17 protein-coding genes and 2 tRNA genes are annotated in these 16,789 nt (G+C 39.0%); 16 read left to right on the top strand and 3 right to left on the bottom strand.

The window, feature by feature from the left end:
• Nucleotides 1-220 precede the first annotated feature (220 nt).
• The 3 genes from CWB65_RS13200 to CWB65_RS19930 all read left to right on the top strand — a co-directional run bounded on the left by CWB65_RS13200 (nucleotide 221) and on the right by CWB65_RS19930 (nucleotide 2,934).
• Nucleotides 221-1,549, top strand: a complete 1,329-nt coding sequence (locus CWB65_RS13200; RefSeq protein WP_008132007.1) for a VapE domain-containing protein — start codon at nucleotides 221-223, stop codon at nucleotides 1,547-1,549.
• 336 nt (nucleotides 1,550-1,885) lie between these two features.
• A complete protein-coding gene (locus tag CWB65_RS13195) occupies nucleotides 1,886-2,416 on the top strand; it encodes a hypothetical protein (RefSeq protein WP_008132006.1) in 531 nt (176 codons plus the stop codon).
• Between the two features lie 41 nt (nucleotides 2,417-2,457).
• Nucleotides 2,458-2,934 carry a hypothetical protein gene (locus CWB65_RS19930; protein ID WP_212750950.1) on the top strand — a complete coding sequence of 159 codons (477 nt, stop codon included), beginning with the start codon at nucleotides 2,458-2,460 and terminating at the stop codon, nucleotides 2,932-2,934.
• A gap of 39 nt (nucleotides 2,935-2,973) precedes the next feature.
• Here the strand turns inward: CWB65_RS19930 and CWB65_RS20070 are convergent, their stop codons facing one another.
• Nucleotides 2,974-3,888, bottom strand: coding sequence for a YbjQ family protein (locus CWB65_RS20070; protein WP_008132002.1), 915 nt, complete (start codon nucleotides 3,886-3,888; stop codon nucleotides 2,974-2,976).
• Between the two features lie 167 nt (nucleotides 3,889-4,055).
• Here CWB65_RS20070 and CWB65_RS13180 point away from each other — a divergent pair, with 167 nt between their 5' ends.
• Nucleotides 4,056-4,316: a hypothetical protein gene (locus tag CWB65_RS13180; RefSeq protein WP_008131999.1), complete on the top strand. Its 261-nt coding sequence runs from the start codon at nucleotides 4,056-4,058 to the stop codon at nucleotides 4,314-4,316.
• A 160-nt stretch (nucleotides 4,317-4,476) separates the two neighbouring features.
• Here the strand turns inward: CWB65_RS13180 and CWB65_RS13175 are convergent.
• Both CWB65_RS13175 and CWB65_RS13170 read right to left on the bottom strand, forming a co-directional pair.
• Nucleotides 4,477-4,553: transfer RNA gene (locus tag CWB65_RS13175), tRNA-Pro, on the bottom strand.
• A 110-nt stretch (nucleotides 4,554-4,663) separates the two neighbouring features.
• A complete protein-coding gene (locus CWB65_RS13170) occupies nucleotides 4,664-5,287 on the bottom strand; it encodes an arylesterase (protein WP_138740760.1) in 624 nt (207 codons plus the stop codon).
• Here CWB65_RS13170 and CWB65_RS13165 point away from each other — a divergent pair, their 5' ends adjacent.
• The 12 genes from CWB65_RS13165 (at nucleotide 5,288) to CWB65_RS13110 (ending at nucleotide 16,761) form a co-directional block, all read left to right on the top strand.
• On the top strand, nucleotides 5,288-6,001 hold the full coding sequence (locus tag CWB65_RS13165) for an ABC transporter ATP-binding protein (protein ID WP_006794480.1): 714 nt from the start codon (nucleotides 5,288-5,290) through the stop codon (nucleotides 5,999-6,001). It abuts the gene before it with no gap.
• On the top strand, nucleotides 5,991-8,492 hold the full coding sequence (locus CWB65_RS13160) for an ABC transporter permease (RefSeq protein ID WP_138740759.1): 2,502 nt from the start codon (nucleotides 5,991-5,993) through the stop codon (nucleotides 8,490-8,492). The genes CWB65_RS13165 and CWB65_RS13160 overlap by 11 nt, the downstream gene beginning before the upstream one ends.
• A 129-nt stretch (nucleotides 8,493-8,621) precedes the next feature.
• Complete coding sequence (ruvC, locus tag CWB65_RS13155) at nucleotides 8,622-9,146, top strand: crossover junction endodeoxyribonuclease RuvC (protein WP_008131991.1); 525 nt, start codon at nucleotides 8,622-8,624, stop codon at nucleotides 9,144-9,146.
• 2 nt (nucleotides 9,147-9,148) lie between these two features.
• Nucleotides 9,149-9,766 (top strand): Holliday junction branch migration protein RuvA, encoded by a 618-nt coding sequence (gene ruvA, locus CWB65_RS13150; protein ID WP_006794477.1) that lies wholly within the window; start codon nucleotides 9,149-9,151, stop codon nucleotides 9,764-9,766.
• A 7-nt stretch (nucleotides 9,767-9,773) separates the two neighbouring features.
• Entirely contained in the window at nucleotides 9,774-10,781 is a 1,008-nt protein-coding gene (gene ruvB, locus CWB65_RS13145) for a Holliday junction branch migration DNA helicase RuvB (RefSeq protein ID WP_039037913.1), read from the top strand.
• 974 nt (nucleotides 10,782-11,755) lie between these two features.
• A complete protein-coding gene (tolQ, locus tag CWB65_RS13140) occupies nucleotides 11,756-12,460 on the top strand; it encodes a protein TolQ (protein WP_006794475.1) in 705 nt (234 codons plus the stop codon).
• A complete protein-coding gene (tolR, locus tag CWB65_RS13135) occupies nucleotides 12,447-12,875 on the top strand; it encodes a protein TolR (RefSeq protein WP_006794474.1) in 429 nt (142 codons plus the stop codon). The genes tolQ and tolR overlap by 14 nt, the downstream gene beginning before the upstream one ends.
• 4 nt (nucleotides 12,876-12,879) lie before the next feature.
• Entirely contained in the window at nucleotides 12,880-13,806 is a 927-nt protein-coding gene (tolA, locus tag CWB65_RS13130) for a cell envelope integrity protein TolA (protein WP_006794473.1), read from the top strand.
• A gap of 9 nt (nucleotides 13,807-13,815) precedes the next feature.
• Nucleotides 13,816-15,174 carry a Tol-Pal system beta propeller repeat protein TolB gene (gene tolB, locus CWB65_RS13125; RefSeq protein WP_010557248.1) on the top strand — a complete coding sequence of 453 codons (1,359 nt, stop codon included), beginning with the start codon at nucleotides 13,816-13,818 and terminating at the stop codon, nucleotides 15,172-15,174.
• A 34-nt stretch (nucleotides 15,175-15,208) separates the two neighbouring features.
• The gene (pal, locus tag CWB65_RS13120) at nucleotides 15,209-15,751 is read left to right on the top strand and encodes a peptidoglycan-associated lipoprotein Pal (RefSeq protein ID WP_008131978.1); all 543 of its coding nucleotides are present in this window, start codon (nucleotides 15,209-15,211) and stop codon (nucleotides 15,749-15,751) included.
• 13 nt (nucleotides 15,752-15,764) lie between these two features.
• A complete protein-coding gene (gene ybgF, locus CWB65_RS13115; protein WP_008131976.1) occupies nucleotides 15,765-16,514 on the top strand; it encodes a tol-pal system protein YbgF in 750 nt (249 codons plus the stop codon).
• A gap of 171 nt (nucleotides 16,515-16,685) precedes the next feature.
• Nucleotides 16,686-16,761 (top strand) — tRNA-Lys (locus CWB65_RS13110).
• Nucleotides 16,762-16,789 lie beyond the last annotated feature (28 nt).

The following is a 16,789-nucleotide window of genomic DNA, read 5'->3' as shown; positions in this document are numbered from 1 at the left end:
GTATAGCGATTTGATTTTTTCATAGTTCCAGTTTCTCAAGTTATTGAGTCTCTGGCAAACACGGGGCGATTCAGATACGTTCCTATCAAGGCGATTATAAACGAGCGTTAAAGCTGGTGGCTGAAACTTACTTTTCTGAGTTGCACAAACACAACTTAAAAGAGTACAAAATTTATAAGCAAAACCAACGCACCCAAACGTTATTTATGGGGGCTAAATTATGAGTATAAATATACCAGCCCCGCACAAAAGCTACGAAATAGAGTTACCTCAAAATACGGCACTAGATAGGCCACGCTTTACCGATTTAAAAGAGGACAGTAAAGGCAATGTAAGAGTATTGAACACTAATCAAAACCTTGCTGATTTAGCTAATTTTTGCAGCCTAGACTTTAGGCTTAACATGATGACGTTTAATAATGAGGTGTGTGACATGTTTGGTAATTTAATAGCCGACTCTTACGACAGTATTAATAGTAAGCTTATATCTGCTGCAAACATTTATGGTTTACCTGAAAAGGCAATTAACACACATTTAGTCGCGCTATGTGAGCAAACTAAATACCACCCCATAAAATTATACTTAGATGGTGAACAGTGGGACGGTAAAGAGCGCGTTAGTGCGGTTATTAGCTGTTTAAATGCCAAGCATGAAGCGTTAGCCGAAACCGTATTAAAGCACTGGCTGGTTGGTTGTGTGGCCTCTATTTATGAGAGCAACTTTAACAGTAAACTTGTGCCTGTTTTACAAGGTGATCAATCTTTCAGAAAAACAGCGTTTGTTTCTCGCTTTGCAGAGATTATTCCACATGCGTTTTTAGAAGGGGCGGCACTAAACCCCGATGATAAAGACAGTGTTTTATCCTGTATTCGCTCATTTATTGTTGAGTTAGGCGAGCTTGAACGCACCAGTAAAAACTCACAAGGTAGTTTAAAAGCGTTTATTACTAATAAGGTTGATACGGTTCGCCCACCTTATGCAAGGCTCGATATTAAAAAACCACGGCAAACACATTTTATTGCCACGGTTAACGGTAGCGAATTTTTAAAGGATGAAACAGGCTCAAGCCGCTTTGCTGTTATTGAAATGGAACAGGCCGCTAACATGGATAAGTTAAACGAGTTGCTAGGCTGGCACTATGACGGTACAGGCTCATTAAAACAGGTTGATGAGTCACAACTCAAACAGTTTTGGCTTGAAGTAAAGCATCTCTATTTAAGTGGTTATGGTTGGATGCTAAAAGACGAAGATTTGCAGCAAATAGCCAAGCTTAATGACAGCTATCAAGATAAGGGCTTTGCATATAGTTACATATACGACAATTATATAGCACCTGCCAGTAAGATAGATTTTGCAAACGAAATAGACAGGCCGCAGTGTATAAATGGCTGGTTTACTGCTGGTGAGTTAAGTTATGAAGATAAAAAGCTTAGCTCTCAGTCAAACAGCATTATTGGTAAAGCGCTAAAACAGCTAAACCGAGAAGGTTATCTACAAGCTAAAAAAGCGGGGGGGAATCAAACACGATATAAATTAAGCAGTAACTAGCCGCTTCTTTTATATTAACTGTTAGGTTAGTTGAGTAAAGTTAAGCTCTTAAAATTTACCTAACTCCGCTAAAGCCCTTTATTTATAAGGGCTTTACTTATTTGTGTTAAGTAGTTAAGTAACTTTATATAAATAATTAAAATAACTGATTAAATACGTGGTAGTCAGTAAAAAGAATAAGGACTACCGAGTATAGAAAAGGCTAATATAGAGAAGTTAGCGTTTTTACTTAACTCCTAACTGTTATTTCTTTTTCATACTTTGTTAAATGTATTTTTGGTGAGTCGGGGATTATGCTAGGCTTGATGAGGGATAAATTTTAAATGGATTTTTAATATGATTAAACAATTTTTTTCACTTTCACTTTCACTTTCACTATTAGTTATAGCCGCATGTTCTGAACTCCCAGAAAAAAAGATGAACTTTTCTTCAATTAAAGGGTTCACGATTAACGAAAGACTCCCAGCTTGCCCAGATGAAACACTTGAATACACTTCAGCAGATAATAACTTTACATGTGAAATACCAACTACTTTTTTTAACTCTCCTACAAAAATAACAGTAAAAGTAGCTGATGGAGTTATTCACAAAATAAAATTAGAGTTAAGTGAGGGCGATTTGAATTATTCATTTAGTTATTTAGAGAGCGAACTGTTAAAGCAGTATGGCGATCCTACTAAAATAATAACTAAAGGGTCTAAAAGAGGAATCATTTGGTTTAATGATTCAAACGGTTTTTATACTATAGCTGAGTTTCAAGATAGTAAATTTTACGGTAAGAGTATTGAGCTAAAAGCAGCCTCACCTAAAAATGAAGCAGAAAAATCTAAAATTAAAAAGTTTATATTTCCTGAGAATGATATGTAATATATCAGTGAATTTGAAAATAAAAAATATAGGGAAATAGTATGTCAGTGGGTTTTATTGTCTTTTTTTGTTTGTGCGGATTAATAGCAGGTATTGCTGGAAGTAATAAAGGAAGAAGCGGCTTTCTATGGTTTTTAGTCGGTTTTGTTCTTGGCCCCCTTGGTATAGTGTTAGCGCTTGTCGCTAAAAAGGACAACCAAACTATCGAGAGCAAAGAACTAGCCTCAGGTACACAAAAAAAATGTCCATTTTGTGCTGAACTAATAAAGAATGAAGCTATTATTTGTAAGCATTGTAATCGAGAGCAAACAGAACATAACGCGTCCATGCAAAGATACAACAGCCAAAAAGCGTTACTAAATGCAATTGCTGATAATGATGTTGAAGGCGTAAAAAATATTTTAAATACAGCCCAAGACATCACTTATGCGGAGTTTTCTACTCCACCCTTAGAATACGCAGAGTTACATGATAACGAAGAAGTCATAAGCTTAATAAAAACAAAATTCAATAAGTGATGATAAGCCCAAGTTTTTTGGGCTTCAATTCTGACAGGATTACTCAACTATCACCGCAGTACCCGAAGCAACGATAAACAACATGCCAAACTTACCACCGCCAGATATTTCACTGTAATCTAGGTCTATACCTACTACAGCATTAGCACCTAAAGAAAAGGCTTCCTTTTGGAGTTCAGCTAATACGTTTTTACGGGCGTCTTTTAGAGTATTTTGTATGCTTTTATTTCTGCCGCCAAAAATATCACTAATGCTTGCGAACAAGTCTTTAAAAATATTCATGCCATACGCACATTCAGCAGTAATTACATCCAGCCTTTGTACTACATTTAAGTTTGATGCTGTTTCAGTGGTGAGTATAACTTCGTTCGGGCTTCGAGTTATTTTATAGTTTTTTGTATAGAGGCTATTTTTCCTTTTTTCAATTTCGCTTAATGTATTTTCGTCTTTTACTTTTTCATTTAAAGCTGAAAGTTTTTTCTTTAGGTAAATGTCTTTTGTAGTCTCTATTTTATGAGCTGTTTCTTTAGAAACACTCGTTACATATTTACCATAAAATAGGACGTCATAAGAGGAATTACATTCAACAGTCCTTAAACCAGCTATACCGTAGTCTTTTGATTTGAAGTTGATTAGTGCGCTAGATAGCGTGATTTCGTTATTGCTTATATCTAACAGTTTATCTTTAATATTATTATTTATTATTATGCTTTCTTTGATGCCATACCTTTTATAAATCCCAGCTTGGCTATATAGGGTAGTTAAATTGCAGAGGAAATCATTGTTATAAAATATTGATGCGACACCTTTATAACCATCTTTTTTTAGTGAAAAGCTGAGGCAGTTAATTTCATAAGTTGTTTCAGTAAAATTATTAGTTAAGCCTTTGTCGTTTAAAGTCCATTCGGTTTTTGTACTTGAAGATTTTGATTGCTGATTGTCTGATAAAAACATAACCGTCCTTAGTAGTTGTAATTTTATTAGAGTTACAAAAGAATGAACCAAACTCAAGCTATTTAAACCAACTAATGTAAAGCAATATTTACCCCTCTTTGAAATAGGACTAGTCTGCCTGAAACGTAGCTAAAAAGGGTATAATAGGAACTCATAGCGGGGGACTTATGAAACGAATTGATAAACTTAACAATGACAGGCAAATATTTAAAGCGTTAGCGGTAGTGCTGAGTGGTTCACATAAATATAAAAACCCAAGTTATGAATTGTTAGTTAATTACTTAAATAGCAATGACTTAAAAACAAGCTGGGGTAACAGCTGGACGCGTAAAAGCTTATTCAGGTATCTACAAAGAAACGGCTTTTCAGGTGTGTGGGGGCTACGTAACAGCTTAAAGGAGTATAAAAAGATAACTAGATTTATTTAGGGTATTTTCAGACACCGTAAGAAGAAATTCGCAACCAGTACGCACGAAGTATTAAAAGTTATTTCTGACTAAAAAAATAATAGAGTGGCTACAGATTGGCTACACGAAGTGTTTATTTAGAAAATAACTTATTAGGATTTGAGGTAAGTTATTGATTAATTGGTCGGTATGGAGAGATTCGAACTCTCGACCCCTGCCACCCCATGACAGTGCGCTACCAGGCTGCGCTACATACCGACTTTGAGTGCAATAGTACGTGTATTTTTTTAAAAATCAATAAGCGATTGTTTGTTTGGGTGTTTATTAGGCAAGTGAGCTAAAAAGCCCACTTAAGCTAGGTTATTTTTTTAGTCTTTATTTAACCAAGTTTTGATCGAGTCGTACATCTCATCACGTATCAACGGCTGTGCTTTTTTGTTAGGGTGTAATCCATCGTTTTGCATTAGCTCTGGTTTATCAGCGATATTGAGCATAAAAAAGTTTAATAAGTGCGTATTAGTTTTTTCGCTAATTTGGCTAAAGCTATCAGTAAACATTTTGCTGTAGCGAGGGCCGTAGTTAGGTGGAATGTAAATTTCCATTAGCGCGGTCATTGCATTAGCTGCTTGGCTTTTTTGTATCAGCGCGGTCAAATTAGCTTGCATTTTTTTTACCGGAAATCCGCGAAGACCGTCATTTGCACCAAGCTCTATAAGCACGTGTGTTGGTTGGTATTGGGTAAGTAATGCATCTAAACGGCGTAGTGCGCCGCCAGACGTTTCGCCACTAATGCTGGCGTTTACAAGTGCAATGTCGGCTTGCTCGTCATTGTACTTATCTTGTAACAATTTTACCCAGCCTTGCTCTTGTTGTAGGCCATAGGCTGCGCTTAAACTGTCACCAAGTATTAAAATCGTGTTGTCGGCTGCTGCACTCAGCGGTTTGATAACTAAAAATAAAATGAATACTAAACGAAGGATTGAATGAGTCATATGTCAGCGCTTTCTCAATTAAATATAATTCAAGTTAATGGTTTGTCTAAAATAGTAACTACCTTTGAAGGTGAGTTGCCCATCCTCAGCGACATCAGCTTTAATGTCAAGCACGGTGAGTCTGTTGCTATTGTTGGCACGTCGGGATCAGGTAAGTCTACTTTGTTGAGTTTATTAGCGGGCTTGGATACAGCGACTAATGGCGAAATATTTTTAGACGGTGAGCCGCTTCATGATTTAGACGAAGAAGCGCGTGCAGCACTTCGTGCCGCTAAAATTGGTTTTGTATTTCAGTCTTTCATGTTGGTGCAAAGCTTAACCGCTCTCGAAAACGTAATGTTGCCTGCAGAACTAGCGGGAAAAAGTGATGCTAAGGAGCAGGCACTTGCTTTGCTTAAAAAAGTAGGCCTAAGCCACCGAACAGATCATTACCCATCTCAGCTTTCGGGTGGTGAGCAACAGCGTGTTGCTATTGCCCGCGCTTTTATTGGTACACCCAAAATTTTATTTGCCGATGAGCCTTCAGCTAACTTAGATAGTAAGAACGGCAAAATGATTGAGTCGCTGCTGTTCGACTTAAATTCTCAACATGGTACAACGCTAATTTTGGTGACGCACGATGAAGGACTCGCTCAAAAATGTGAGCATATTATTCAGATAGAAGCGGGCTTACTTGTAAAAAGTGAAGCAGAGGACGTTGCAAATGTGGGCTAAATTAGCGCTTAAATTATTTGCGCGAGAATTTCGAAGAGGTGAGCTAACGGTAATTAGTGCAGCTATTGCTTTAGCGGTATTAACTGTACTTACTTTGTCTATGGTGACAGATCGAATAGCACAAAGCATTGCACAAAAAAGCAGTGCGTTTATTGCTGCCGACCGAGTATTGGCTAGCAGCCATGCCATTGACACCGCTTTTATTGAGCAAGCTAAAAGTCAAAATTTACAAACCGCGCAAATGGTGTATTTCGACACTATGTTGTTTGCTAATGATGAAATGCAATTTAGCTCGGTGAAAGCAGCGTCAGACGCATACCCGTTAAAAGGGCAGCTAAAAGTAAAAAACACATTACTGGGTGAAACGGTTATTGCAAACGGCGGCCCAAACCCAGGTAATGTATGGCTCAGTGAGTCTGTTTTTTACTCGCTGAATATTGATATTGGCTCGCAAGTTGAGCTAGGTGCTGCGTTATTTAATGTTGAAAAAGTGATCGTTGAGGAGCCTGATGCGCCATTTAATGTATTCTCAAGTAGCCGTCGTGTATTAATAAATATTGCAGATGTACCAAAAACAGAGGTTGTTCAGCCTGGGAGCCGTGTTTTTTACCGTCAGCTCTATGCAGGTAGTGAAGACGACATAAACAGCTTTTATGACTGGCTAAAACCACAAATGAAAGAAAACCAACAATGGTACGGTGTTAAAGACCGTCAATCACCAATTTCAAACAGTTTAAACCGAGCAGAGAGTTTTTTATTGTTAGCGGGTTTACTAGGTATTATTTTGGCTGCAGTAGCGATTGCTGTATCAGCCAAACGATACTGCGAGCGCCAATATGACCCAGTTGCGATGATGAAAACATTAGGCGGCAGTCGCTCAATGATCCGCAAAATTTACATGCTTCACTTATTGCTTGTATGTGCAATGGCTGTGAGTATAGGTTTATTGATTGGTTACGGCTTGCAAGAAATAGCCACCGGATACCTTTCAAAAAGTATGGGAAGCGAATTGCCCATGGGTGGATTTAAGCCTTGGCTTGTAGCAATTAGTACGGGTGTAATTTGCGCCGTTATGTTTTCTATTAAACCGTTATTTGATTTGTTCGATATTCCGCCGCTTAGGGTACTGCGTCGTAGTTTAGGTGACAAACTAGCGGTGAGCCGCGTGCACTTGGGTATGAGTGCATTGACCGTGTTTTTGTTAATGTGGTTATTTAGTAACAATATAAAAATAACGCTAATATTATTTATAACCACGCTAACTTTAATTGGCGTGTTGTTTTTAATATCTAAACTTATATTTGGCGGTGGCCGAAAACTGGGTTTAAAACCAGGTAATAGTTGGTCATTGGCTATTGCGTCGATTCAAAAGCGTGCCAATGTAAATGCAGTTCAACTTATTAGTTTTTCGCTCGCCATTAAACTGCTTCTGTTTTTAGTTGTGCTTAAAAATGACATGATTGCTGATTGGCAGTCGCAATTACCAAGCGATGCGCCCAATGCATTTTTAGTTAATATTACGCAAAACGACCTTGAACCAATCAATAACTACCTTGCTGAGAAAGACATTTTAGTGTCTGACTTCTACCCAACGATTCGAGGGCGTGTTAACGCGGTAAATGGTGAGTTGGTTGCACGTGAAGTATCTCTTCAAGACAATGAGAAAAAAGATGAAGAAGCGCGTTCGGGTATTGGCCGTGAGCTAAACTTAACGTGGCTTAAAGATGTACCGGCTCAAAACGAGATAATTCAAGGTGAATGGTTTGGTGAAAACGCAGTGGCCGAGGCATCAGTTGAAGAGTCGATGTTAGAGCGCCTTGATGTTGAAATTGGCGACACACTTACCTTTTTAATTGGCGCGCAGTCGTTCGATGCTAAAATTACCAGCGTTCGTACAGTTAACTGGGCAACGCTTAAACCCAACTTCTTTATCATACTCAGCCCGGATGTACTTAAAGACTTTCCGGCAACGTATATTTCGTCGGTTAGGATAGAACCTGAGCAAAAGCGCGACTTTAGCCAACTTTTGCGTACCTATCCAACCATTACTGCAATCGATGTAGACAACTTTGTAAAGCAAATACAAACCACAATATCGCAGGTCTCACTTGCCATTGGTTTTGTACTTGCCATTGTTGTTTTGTGCGGTGCATTAGTACTCATTTCGCAAGTGCAAGCGAGCTTAGGTGAACGCATGCAAGAAATTGTAATTCTTAGAACATTAGGTGCTAAAAGCCGTTTAATTAAAAATGCGACCTTGTACGAGTTTTTATTATTGGGTGGGTTAGCCGGTTTAGTTGCTGCATTTTTTAGCGACTTAGCGCTTTTGATTGTGCAGCAACAAATGTTTGAACTTACGGGCAAGCTTCATCCACATATATGGATTATAGGCCCGCTTGCTGGTGGTTTATTTGTAGCCGGGTTGGGTTATTTAATGATTGCCCGTACCCTTAAACAAAACACCCAAGGGTTAGTTCGCGCTTTAGGGTAAACTAACTATTATTGCGTTTAAAATGCTCGCTATTTAAGCGAGCATTTTTGTTTTTGCTTGGTACTGGTATTTTATACAGTGCTCTGGCATTATTAGCTTAATTTACAATAAAAACAACGAGAATGTGATTTGGCCATTATTTTAGGGATCGACCCAGGATCGCGTTTGACTGGTTACGGTGTAGTTGCTCACCAAGGTGCTAAATTTACTTATTTAGGCAGTGGTTGTATAAAATTAGCCGATCATCCCTTTCCGGTACGCCTTAAAATGATTTACCAGGGCATCACTCAACTTGTTGAGCAGTTTTCGCCGGAAACGTTTGCTATAGAAAAAGTATTTATGGCTCATAATCCCGATTCTGCATTAAAACTTGGCCAAGCGCGTGGTGCTGCCATTGTGGGTGCTGCAATGGCTGATTTGCCAGTGTTTGAGTATTCGGCAAGGCAAATTAAACAAGCTGTAGTAGGCAACGGTGGTGCAGACAAAAGCCAAGTCCAGCATATGGTAAAAAATATTCTAAAATTACCAGGTACGCCTCAAGCCGATGCAGCAGATGCATTAGCAATAGCAATTTGTCATGCTCATTCAGAACAAAATTTAATTAAACTAGCGGGCAGCGCAAGCAAAACCGTTAGAGGACGCTTAAGGAAATAACAATGATAGGCCGCTTAAATGGTATTTTAGTTGAAAAACAACCCCCCGAAATTTTACTTGAAGTAAGCGGCGTGGGTTATGAAGTACAAATGCCAATGACCTGTTTTTACGACTTACCAAAAGTGGGTGAAAACACGATTGTTTATACTCATTTTGTAGTGCGTGAAGATGCGCAGTTACTGTTTGGTTTTAATAATAAAACAGAGCGCGCATTATTTAGAGAGCTTTTAAAAGCTAATGGGGTAGGGCCAAAACTCGGGCTTGCTATTTTATCGGGAATGTCGGCGCAACAGTTTGTTAGCTGTGTAAATAATGAAGATGCTACATCGCTGGTTAAATTACCGGGTGTGGGTAAAAAAACAGCTGAACGTTTAGTGCTTGAGATGAAAGACCGTCTAAAAGATTGGGGTAATGATTTATTTACACCATTTAGCGATAGCGCAGTGATAGAGCCTCACAGCGATGCATTAGTGGCTAATAATGCAGCGGATGATGCAGTTTCTGCACTTGTTGCATTAGGGTATAAATTGCCACAGGCACAAAAAGCAGTAAAATCGGTGAGTAAACCGGATATGTCTACTGAGGTTCTTATAAAAGAATCTTTAAAATCGATGTTGTGAGTAACCCATGATTGAAGCGGATCGCTTAATTGACGCGACTGAAAAAACAAATGAAGACTCGATTGACCGAGCAATTAGGCCAAAACTGTTGGCTGATTACCGAGGTCAACCGCATGTTAAGCAGCAAATGGAAATATTTATTGAAGCTGCACGCAGCCGCGATGAAGCGCTTGATCATTTATTAATATTTGGTCCGCCAGGTTTAGGAAAAACCACGCTGGCGAATATTGTAGCAAACGAATTAAACGTAAATATTAAAACCACCTCAGGACCTGTACTTGAAAAAGCAGGCGATTTAGCGGCACTTCTTACAAACCTTGAAGAAGGTGATGTACTGTTTATAGACGAGATCCACAGGTTAAGCCCACAGGTTGAAGAAATACTTTACCCTGCAATGGAAGACTATCAGCTTGACATAATGATAGGCGAAGGCCCTGCTGCACGTTCTATCAAACTGGATTTGCCGCCATTTACGTTAATAGGCGCTACAACGCGTGCAGGTTCACTCACATCGCCACTACGTGACCGTTTTGGCATAGTGCAGCGTTTGGAATTTTATTCAGTAGAGGATTTATCGCATATAGTGGGCCGCTCAGCTCATTATCTTGATTTAGAAATGTGTGACGATGGGGCTAGTGAAATAGCTAAACGGTCACGGGGTACGCCGCGTATTGCTAATCGTTTATTGCGCCGTGTGCGAGATTATACTCAGGTTAAATCTGACGGCACTGTAAATGCAGACGTTGCCCAGCAAGCACTCGACATGATTGATGTAGATAAAAGCGGTTTTGATTATATGGATCGTAAATACTTACTAGCCATCATTGAGAAATTTATGGGTGGTCCCGTAGGGCTCGATAATTTAGCCGCTGCCATTGGTGAAGAGCGTGAAACAATAGAAGATGTTATTGAACCGTTTTTAATTCAACAAGGGTTTATTCAGCGCACACCGCGCGGACGTATTGTGTCTGACAATGCGTACCATCATTTTGGCTTGTTACCTAAAAAAGACTAATTTTAAACACCTTTCCTAAACCCTTGCTAAAAATAACCGTTAGCAAGGGCACCTCCGTTTATAACGTATTTTATCTACTAAAAGTCATTTGCTTTACCATTAACTAGCCTGAATTCTGGTTAACCAACAATTCACAGGGCGTTAAGGCGTATGTCGCTATTGTGCCTTTCATAAAATTCAACTTAGTCAGTGCTGACTATGGCTGGCTAGGTTTAGTTCTAAATTTCTGCCTCAATAAACAATATTAAATGAATCCGTATATTTTGGTGTAGGCCAAATTTCAGATAAAAAAAAGCCCGCAAATAATGCGGGCTAACAACAAGTTAAAGGAAGTAATCTGGGGGAACCATGTTTTACACTGTTAGGTTTTATCCAAATAGAGTAAAACAATGTAATAAGACTTAAAATCATATTACTAAGAACAGGACATAATGAAACAGTTTCATTTAATGCGCTAGCTCGGTATGGAAGAATAATACGGAATATCTAAAAATTGTTCAAACTAGAAAATTTGTTTTTTCAGATTAAAAAAACTAATGCATTTAGTTTTTTTGTAGTTTGTAAATTGTTCGTTAAATAACCATATATTTTATAAGTTAATGAAAAATAGTACTTAAGTATATTTTTGTATAATTGTTCGGTATTAGTTTTAGTATTCTGGTAGGTAACGTTAACGTGGTTTTGCGTGTTTATGCATTAATTTTGAATAAATGGCGTGTTTTATGATGTTTATTTATATAATTACGCAGCTGAACCTGAGTTTTTATTTTATTTGAATAAAAATTTATATAACCAGGCGTAAAAAATAAACAACATAGCCGATTTTTAACGTTTTTTGTTGGCTATTCATAGCAATATCGTTGTTAGTTTGAAATGGACTCGATACACTAGTTGCAACTAAATGACCTTAGTTGCGGTCATAATTGCACAAATCATTACAATTGACGTATTTTGATACTATTTAGGAGTTTAATGTGGGATCAGGGCTTAATTTTTTGGATCTAATTTTAGAAGCCAGTTTGCTTGTACAATTAGTAATGTTAGGGCTAGTTGCCATGTCGGTTATGTCGTGGGCTATTATTTTTCAACGTAAAAAAGCAATCTCTGATGCGCTTTCGAATGCTAAAAAGTTTGAGCAAAAGTTTTGGTCAGGCATTGATTTAAGTAAGCTTTATAACGAAATTTCATCTCGCAGTGCTCAGTCTCATGGTATTGAGGCGTTATTTACGGCAGGCTTTAAAGAATTTGCGCGACATAAAAAAAATACATTTCAAGGCGCAAGCATAGTCATGGAAGGTACGCATCGTTCAATGCGTGTAGCACTGTCACGTGAAATCGAAAAAATTGAAAAAAGTCTATCGTTCTTAGCAACGGTTGGTTCTATAAGTCCTTACATCGGTTTATTTGGCACTGTGTGGGGTATTATGAATGCCTTTATTGCATTGGGTGAAGTAAAACAAGCCACATTACAAATGGTTGCTCCGGGCATAGCAGAGGCATTAATTGCTACGGCAATGGGCTTATTTGCTGCAATTCCGGCTGTAATTGCTTATAACCGTTTTTCAAACAGTGTTGAAAAGCTTGAATCTCACTACATCAACTTTATGGAAGAGTTTGCTAATATTTTACACCGTCAAGCAGCTACACAAATAGAGGCACAAGCGAATGTATCATCGTAAAAAGCGCCGCCCAGTAGCAGAAATTAATGTAGTACCTTATATCGATGTAATGTTGGTGCTGCTTATTATTTTCATGGCGACTGCACCACTAATTACTCACGGTGTAAAAGTAGATTTACCAAAAATGGAAGAATCTGATTTAGTTGATACAAAAGATACACCACCAATCATTGCGTCTATTGATGCTGAGGGTAAATATTACGTCAGTGTAGGTACTGATCCAGAGGAACCAATGGAAGCACTCGATGTAGCCGCTGTGATTAAATTGCAGTTAATGAAAAATCCAGATGTACCTGTAATGATTAAAGGTTCTGGTAAAGTTTCTTATCAAGAAGTGTTATTGCTAATGGATTTTTTGAAAAACGCAGGTGTGCCGTCAGTGGGATTGATGACCGAATCCTTTGAGGGGAATTAACTGGATGAGTAGTGCATTAGTAAAATCGGTGGTATTGCATTTAGGTTTGGGCGGATTGTTGTACGCGTCAGCTAACATTCATGCACCAACCCCTAAAGTAATGGAAGTGACGTTAAACACGGCTATACCTGAACCCGACAATGCTGTTTCTGCGGTAACGGTTGACCAAAAAATGGTTGAGCAAAAAATTGCTGAGCTACAAAAAAAAGAAAAAGATAAAAAGCGTGCTGAAGATAAGCGGATACGTGATTTAGAACGCAGGGCTGCAGATGCTCGCAAACAACGTGAATCTGAGGCTCGAAACATTAAAAAACTTGAGCGTGAACGCAAAGCCAAAGAGAAAGAAAAAGCGCAAGCTGAAGCTCAAGCAAAAAAGGCGCGTGAGATAGAGCAAAAAGAGCGTGCCAAAGCTAAGCAAGCAGAAAAGCAAAAACAAGAGGCTGAAAAGGCAGCAAAAGCCGCGGCAGATAAACGTAAGCTTGAAGAAGAAGCGCTAAAAAAAGCAGAAGCTGAACGTATTAAGCGTGAGCAAGAAGCTAAAGAGCGTGCAGCCGAAGCTGAACGTAAGCGTCAACAAGCATTACAAGAACAAATATTACAAGAACAACTTGCTAAAGAGCAGGCTGCACGTAGTAAAATACGCCAGCAACAAGTTGCGAGTGAAGTTGACAAATACCGTGCTTTGATTATGGCGCGCATCCAACAAAACTTGTTAATTGATGAAAAAATGAAAAACCAACAATGTCGAGTGAATATCCGTCTTGGCTTTAATGGTTTAGTTACGCAAGTTAAGTCTTTAGGTGGTGATAAGCTAGTGTGTGAGGCCGCGCTCAGAGCGGTTCGTATGGCCGACACATTACCTGTGTCTAAAGACAGAGACGTGTTTGACCAGCTAAAAAATATTAACTTAACAATCAAGCCAGAATTTTAAAGGAATGATATGTTCAATAAACTAAGAGTAGCCTGTGTAGTATTGCTACTAGGGTTTCAAGGCATTGCAAATGCTGCACTTGAAATTGTAATCACCGAAGGTGTTGATGGCGCAAGGCCTATTGCTATTGTGCCATTTAAATACACCGGAATAGGTCCGATCCCACAAAAACTAAGTGATGTGATTGCAGCTGATTTAGTCCGAAGTGGTAAGTTTAAGCCGGTTGATGTTGCGCAAATGCCACAACAACCAAGCGAGGACCAAGCAATTGATTATGCCTCATGGGTTAATCAAGGGGTTGAGGCCGTTTTAGTTGGTCAAGTTGAACAGCAAACCGATGGCCGATACTTAGTCCGTTATGAATTAGTGGATGTAATTCGTGGTCAAATCACGGGTGGTAACACCCAAATGATGTCTAATGGGCAATTAGTAAAAAGCCAAGACCACATTTTAGAAGCCAGAGAAAGCGTTATTTCAGAAAGTGGCTTTCGCCGCTATTCACACCGCATTAGTGATGTGATTTATGAAAAACTAACAGGCGAAAAAGGTGCATTTTTAACTAAAATTGCCTATGTGATTGTGCGTGACGAAGACGATAAGCCGTATCAACTCGTTGTTGCCGATTACGATGGATTCAACGAACAAGTACTTTTGCGCTCTAAAGAGCCGTTAATGTCACCCGCGTGGTCACCAGATGGTACCAAGCTTGCTTATGTAACGTTTGAAAATCGTCAAAGCCAAATATATATCCAAGACTTATATACAGGTAAGCGAGAAGTGGTAGCCAGCTATCGTGGGATTAATGGTGCGCCGCAGTTTTCACCTGATGGTAAAGAGCTTCTATTAGTCCTTTCAAAAGATAAAACAGGCGCAACAGAAATTTATTTACTAAACCTGGCAACGCGTAAAGAAACACGCCTAACAAACCACCGTAGCATAGATACTGAACCATCTTGGTACCCAAATGGTCAAGATATAGTGTTTACCTCGGAAAGGGGTGGTAATGCTCAGATTTATAAGTTAAATTTAAAAACTGGCAGATCAAAGCGCCTAACGTTTGATGGCGATATGAATCTTGCAGGGTCAGTTACGCCTGACAGTAAAGAATTAGTGATGGTTAATCGTACGAACGGTAAGTACCATCTTGCTAAAAAAGAGCTAGCTTCTGGCGCGTTTCAAGTATTAACGCGAACTCGCTTAGATGAATCACCGAGTATAGCGCCAAACGGCTCGATGATAATATACAGCACGCTCCATAATAACAAACAGGTACTGGCGTTAGTATCGATGGACGGCCGCTTCAAAGCACGATTACCTGTGCTAGACGGACAAGTAAAGGCACCAGCTTGGTCGCCATATTTACAGTAATGTTACTGGTTTACTCAAAATAGGAATCTACTCAATGCAACTTAATAAAATACTTAAAGGCCTGCTAATTGCTGTGCCAGTAATGACATTAGCAGCTTGTAGCTCGTCTTCAGATATCGATGAAGGTGCTGCAAACCAATCTAATCAACCTGCTGTTGAGCAAACAACTAGCAACGATACAGTTGAAGTAGCAACAATTTCGCCTGAAGAACGTGCTGAAGAACAACTTCGTCAAAAATACGAAGCACTTCGTCAAGAGCAAGTAATCTACTTTGATTTTGATAAAGCGACAATTGAAAGCAAATATGCTGATTTACTTCGCGCACATGCTGACTTTTTAGTAAAAAATCCATCGGTTAAAGTATTAATTGAAGGCCATGCAGATGAGCGTGGCACGCCAGAGTACAATATTGCACTAGGTGAAAACCGTGGTCAGTCAGTTGAAAAATACCTGCTAAGCTTAGGTGTATCAGCTAGCCAAATGTCAGTAGTGAGCTACGGTGAAGAAAAACCAATGGTTAAGTCTCGCACTGAATCAGCTTTCGCTAAAAACCGCCGTGCGGTATTAGTTTACTAAGATAAGAGATATTATGAAGCCGAAAATTATTTTGGCAGCAATGATATTGAGCGGGAGCACCCAGTTATGGGCTGCTCCCGCTCCTGTTTCAGAAGCTGCGAGTTCACAGTCAAGTATTGAGAAGCGCTTAGCGTCGTTAGAAAGTATGATGCAATCGCGTAATTTCTTGCAAGCCGAGTTACAACAGCAACTTAATTTACTTCAAGATGAAGTAAGTCAAATTCGTGGTGTGACGGAAGAGCAAAGCTATAAACTAGAAAAAGTACTTCAGCGTCAGCGTGAGCTTTATCAAGAGATTGAAAACCGTGTTAGTCAGGCGTATTCACAGCCTGCAGCAGTGCCTGCAACCGACTATGCACAACCTAATGACTCACAAGCATATAGCAGTGATTTATCTGAGAATGAGGCTTACGAGCGTGCTGTTGCACTTATAATGAAAGATAAACGCTACGACCAGGCTATTCCAGAGTTTCAAACGTTCTTAAAAACATATCCAGAATCTGTGTATGCGTCAAACGCACACTATTGGTTAGGTCAATTATTAACAATTAAAAACGATGGAGTTAAAGCGGTTGATCACTTTAGAGTGGTTGTAAACGAATATCCAAATTCAAATAAACGCCCAGACGCCATGTTAAAATTAGGCACGCTTTTAAAAGAGCAAGGACTGACAGACGAATCGTTAAAAATACTTAACGAACTTGTTACGCAGTACCCAAGTACAACGGCTGCAAAATTAGCCACAGATCGCCTGTCTAATTAATTGAATCAGCTTGATTAGACTGCTTTTTGTCATAAGCGGTCTAAAATTGGTCAACTAGGCATAAAAACTTAAAAAAAGAGACAATTTCGGTTGCACTCATTTTATAAATAAGTATTATAAGCGCCCGCAGCAAACGAATGGTTACCCCACTCAAAATGTTGCAAAAAGAGCGGGTCATTAGCTCAGTTGGTAGAGCAGTTGACTTTTAATCAATTGGTCGATGGTTCGAATCCATCATGACCCACCATTTTTAAATGGTCTGGATCAGAGAAAAT

Origin of the sequence: Pseudoalteromonas sp. S554, from assembly GCF_005930865.1 — a bacterium.
In the GTDB taxonomy this organism is placed as follows: domain Bacteria; phylum Pseudomonadota; class Gammaproteobacteria; order Enterobacterales; family Alteromonadaceae; genus Pseudoalteromonas; species Pseudoalteromonas marina.
This window is presented reverse-complemented; position numbering and strand designations above follow the sequence as displayed.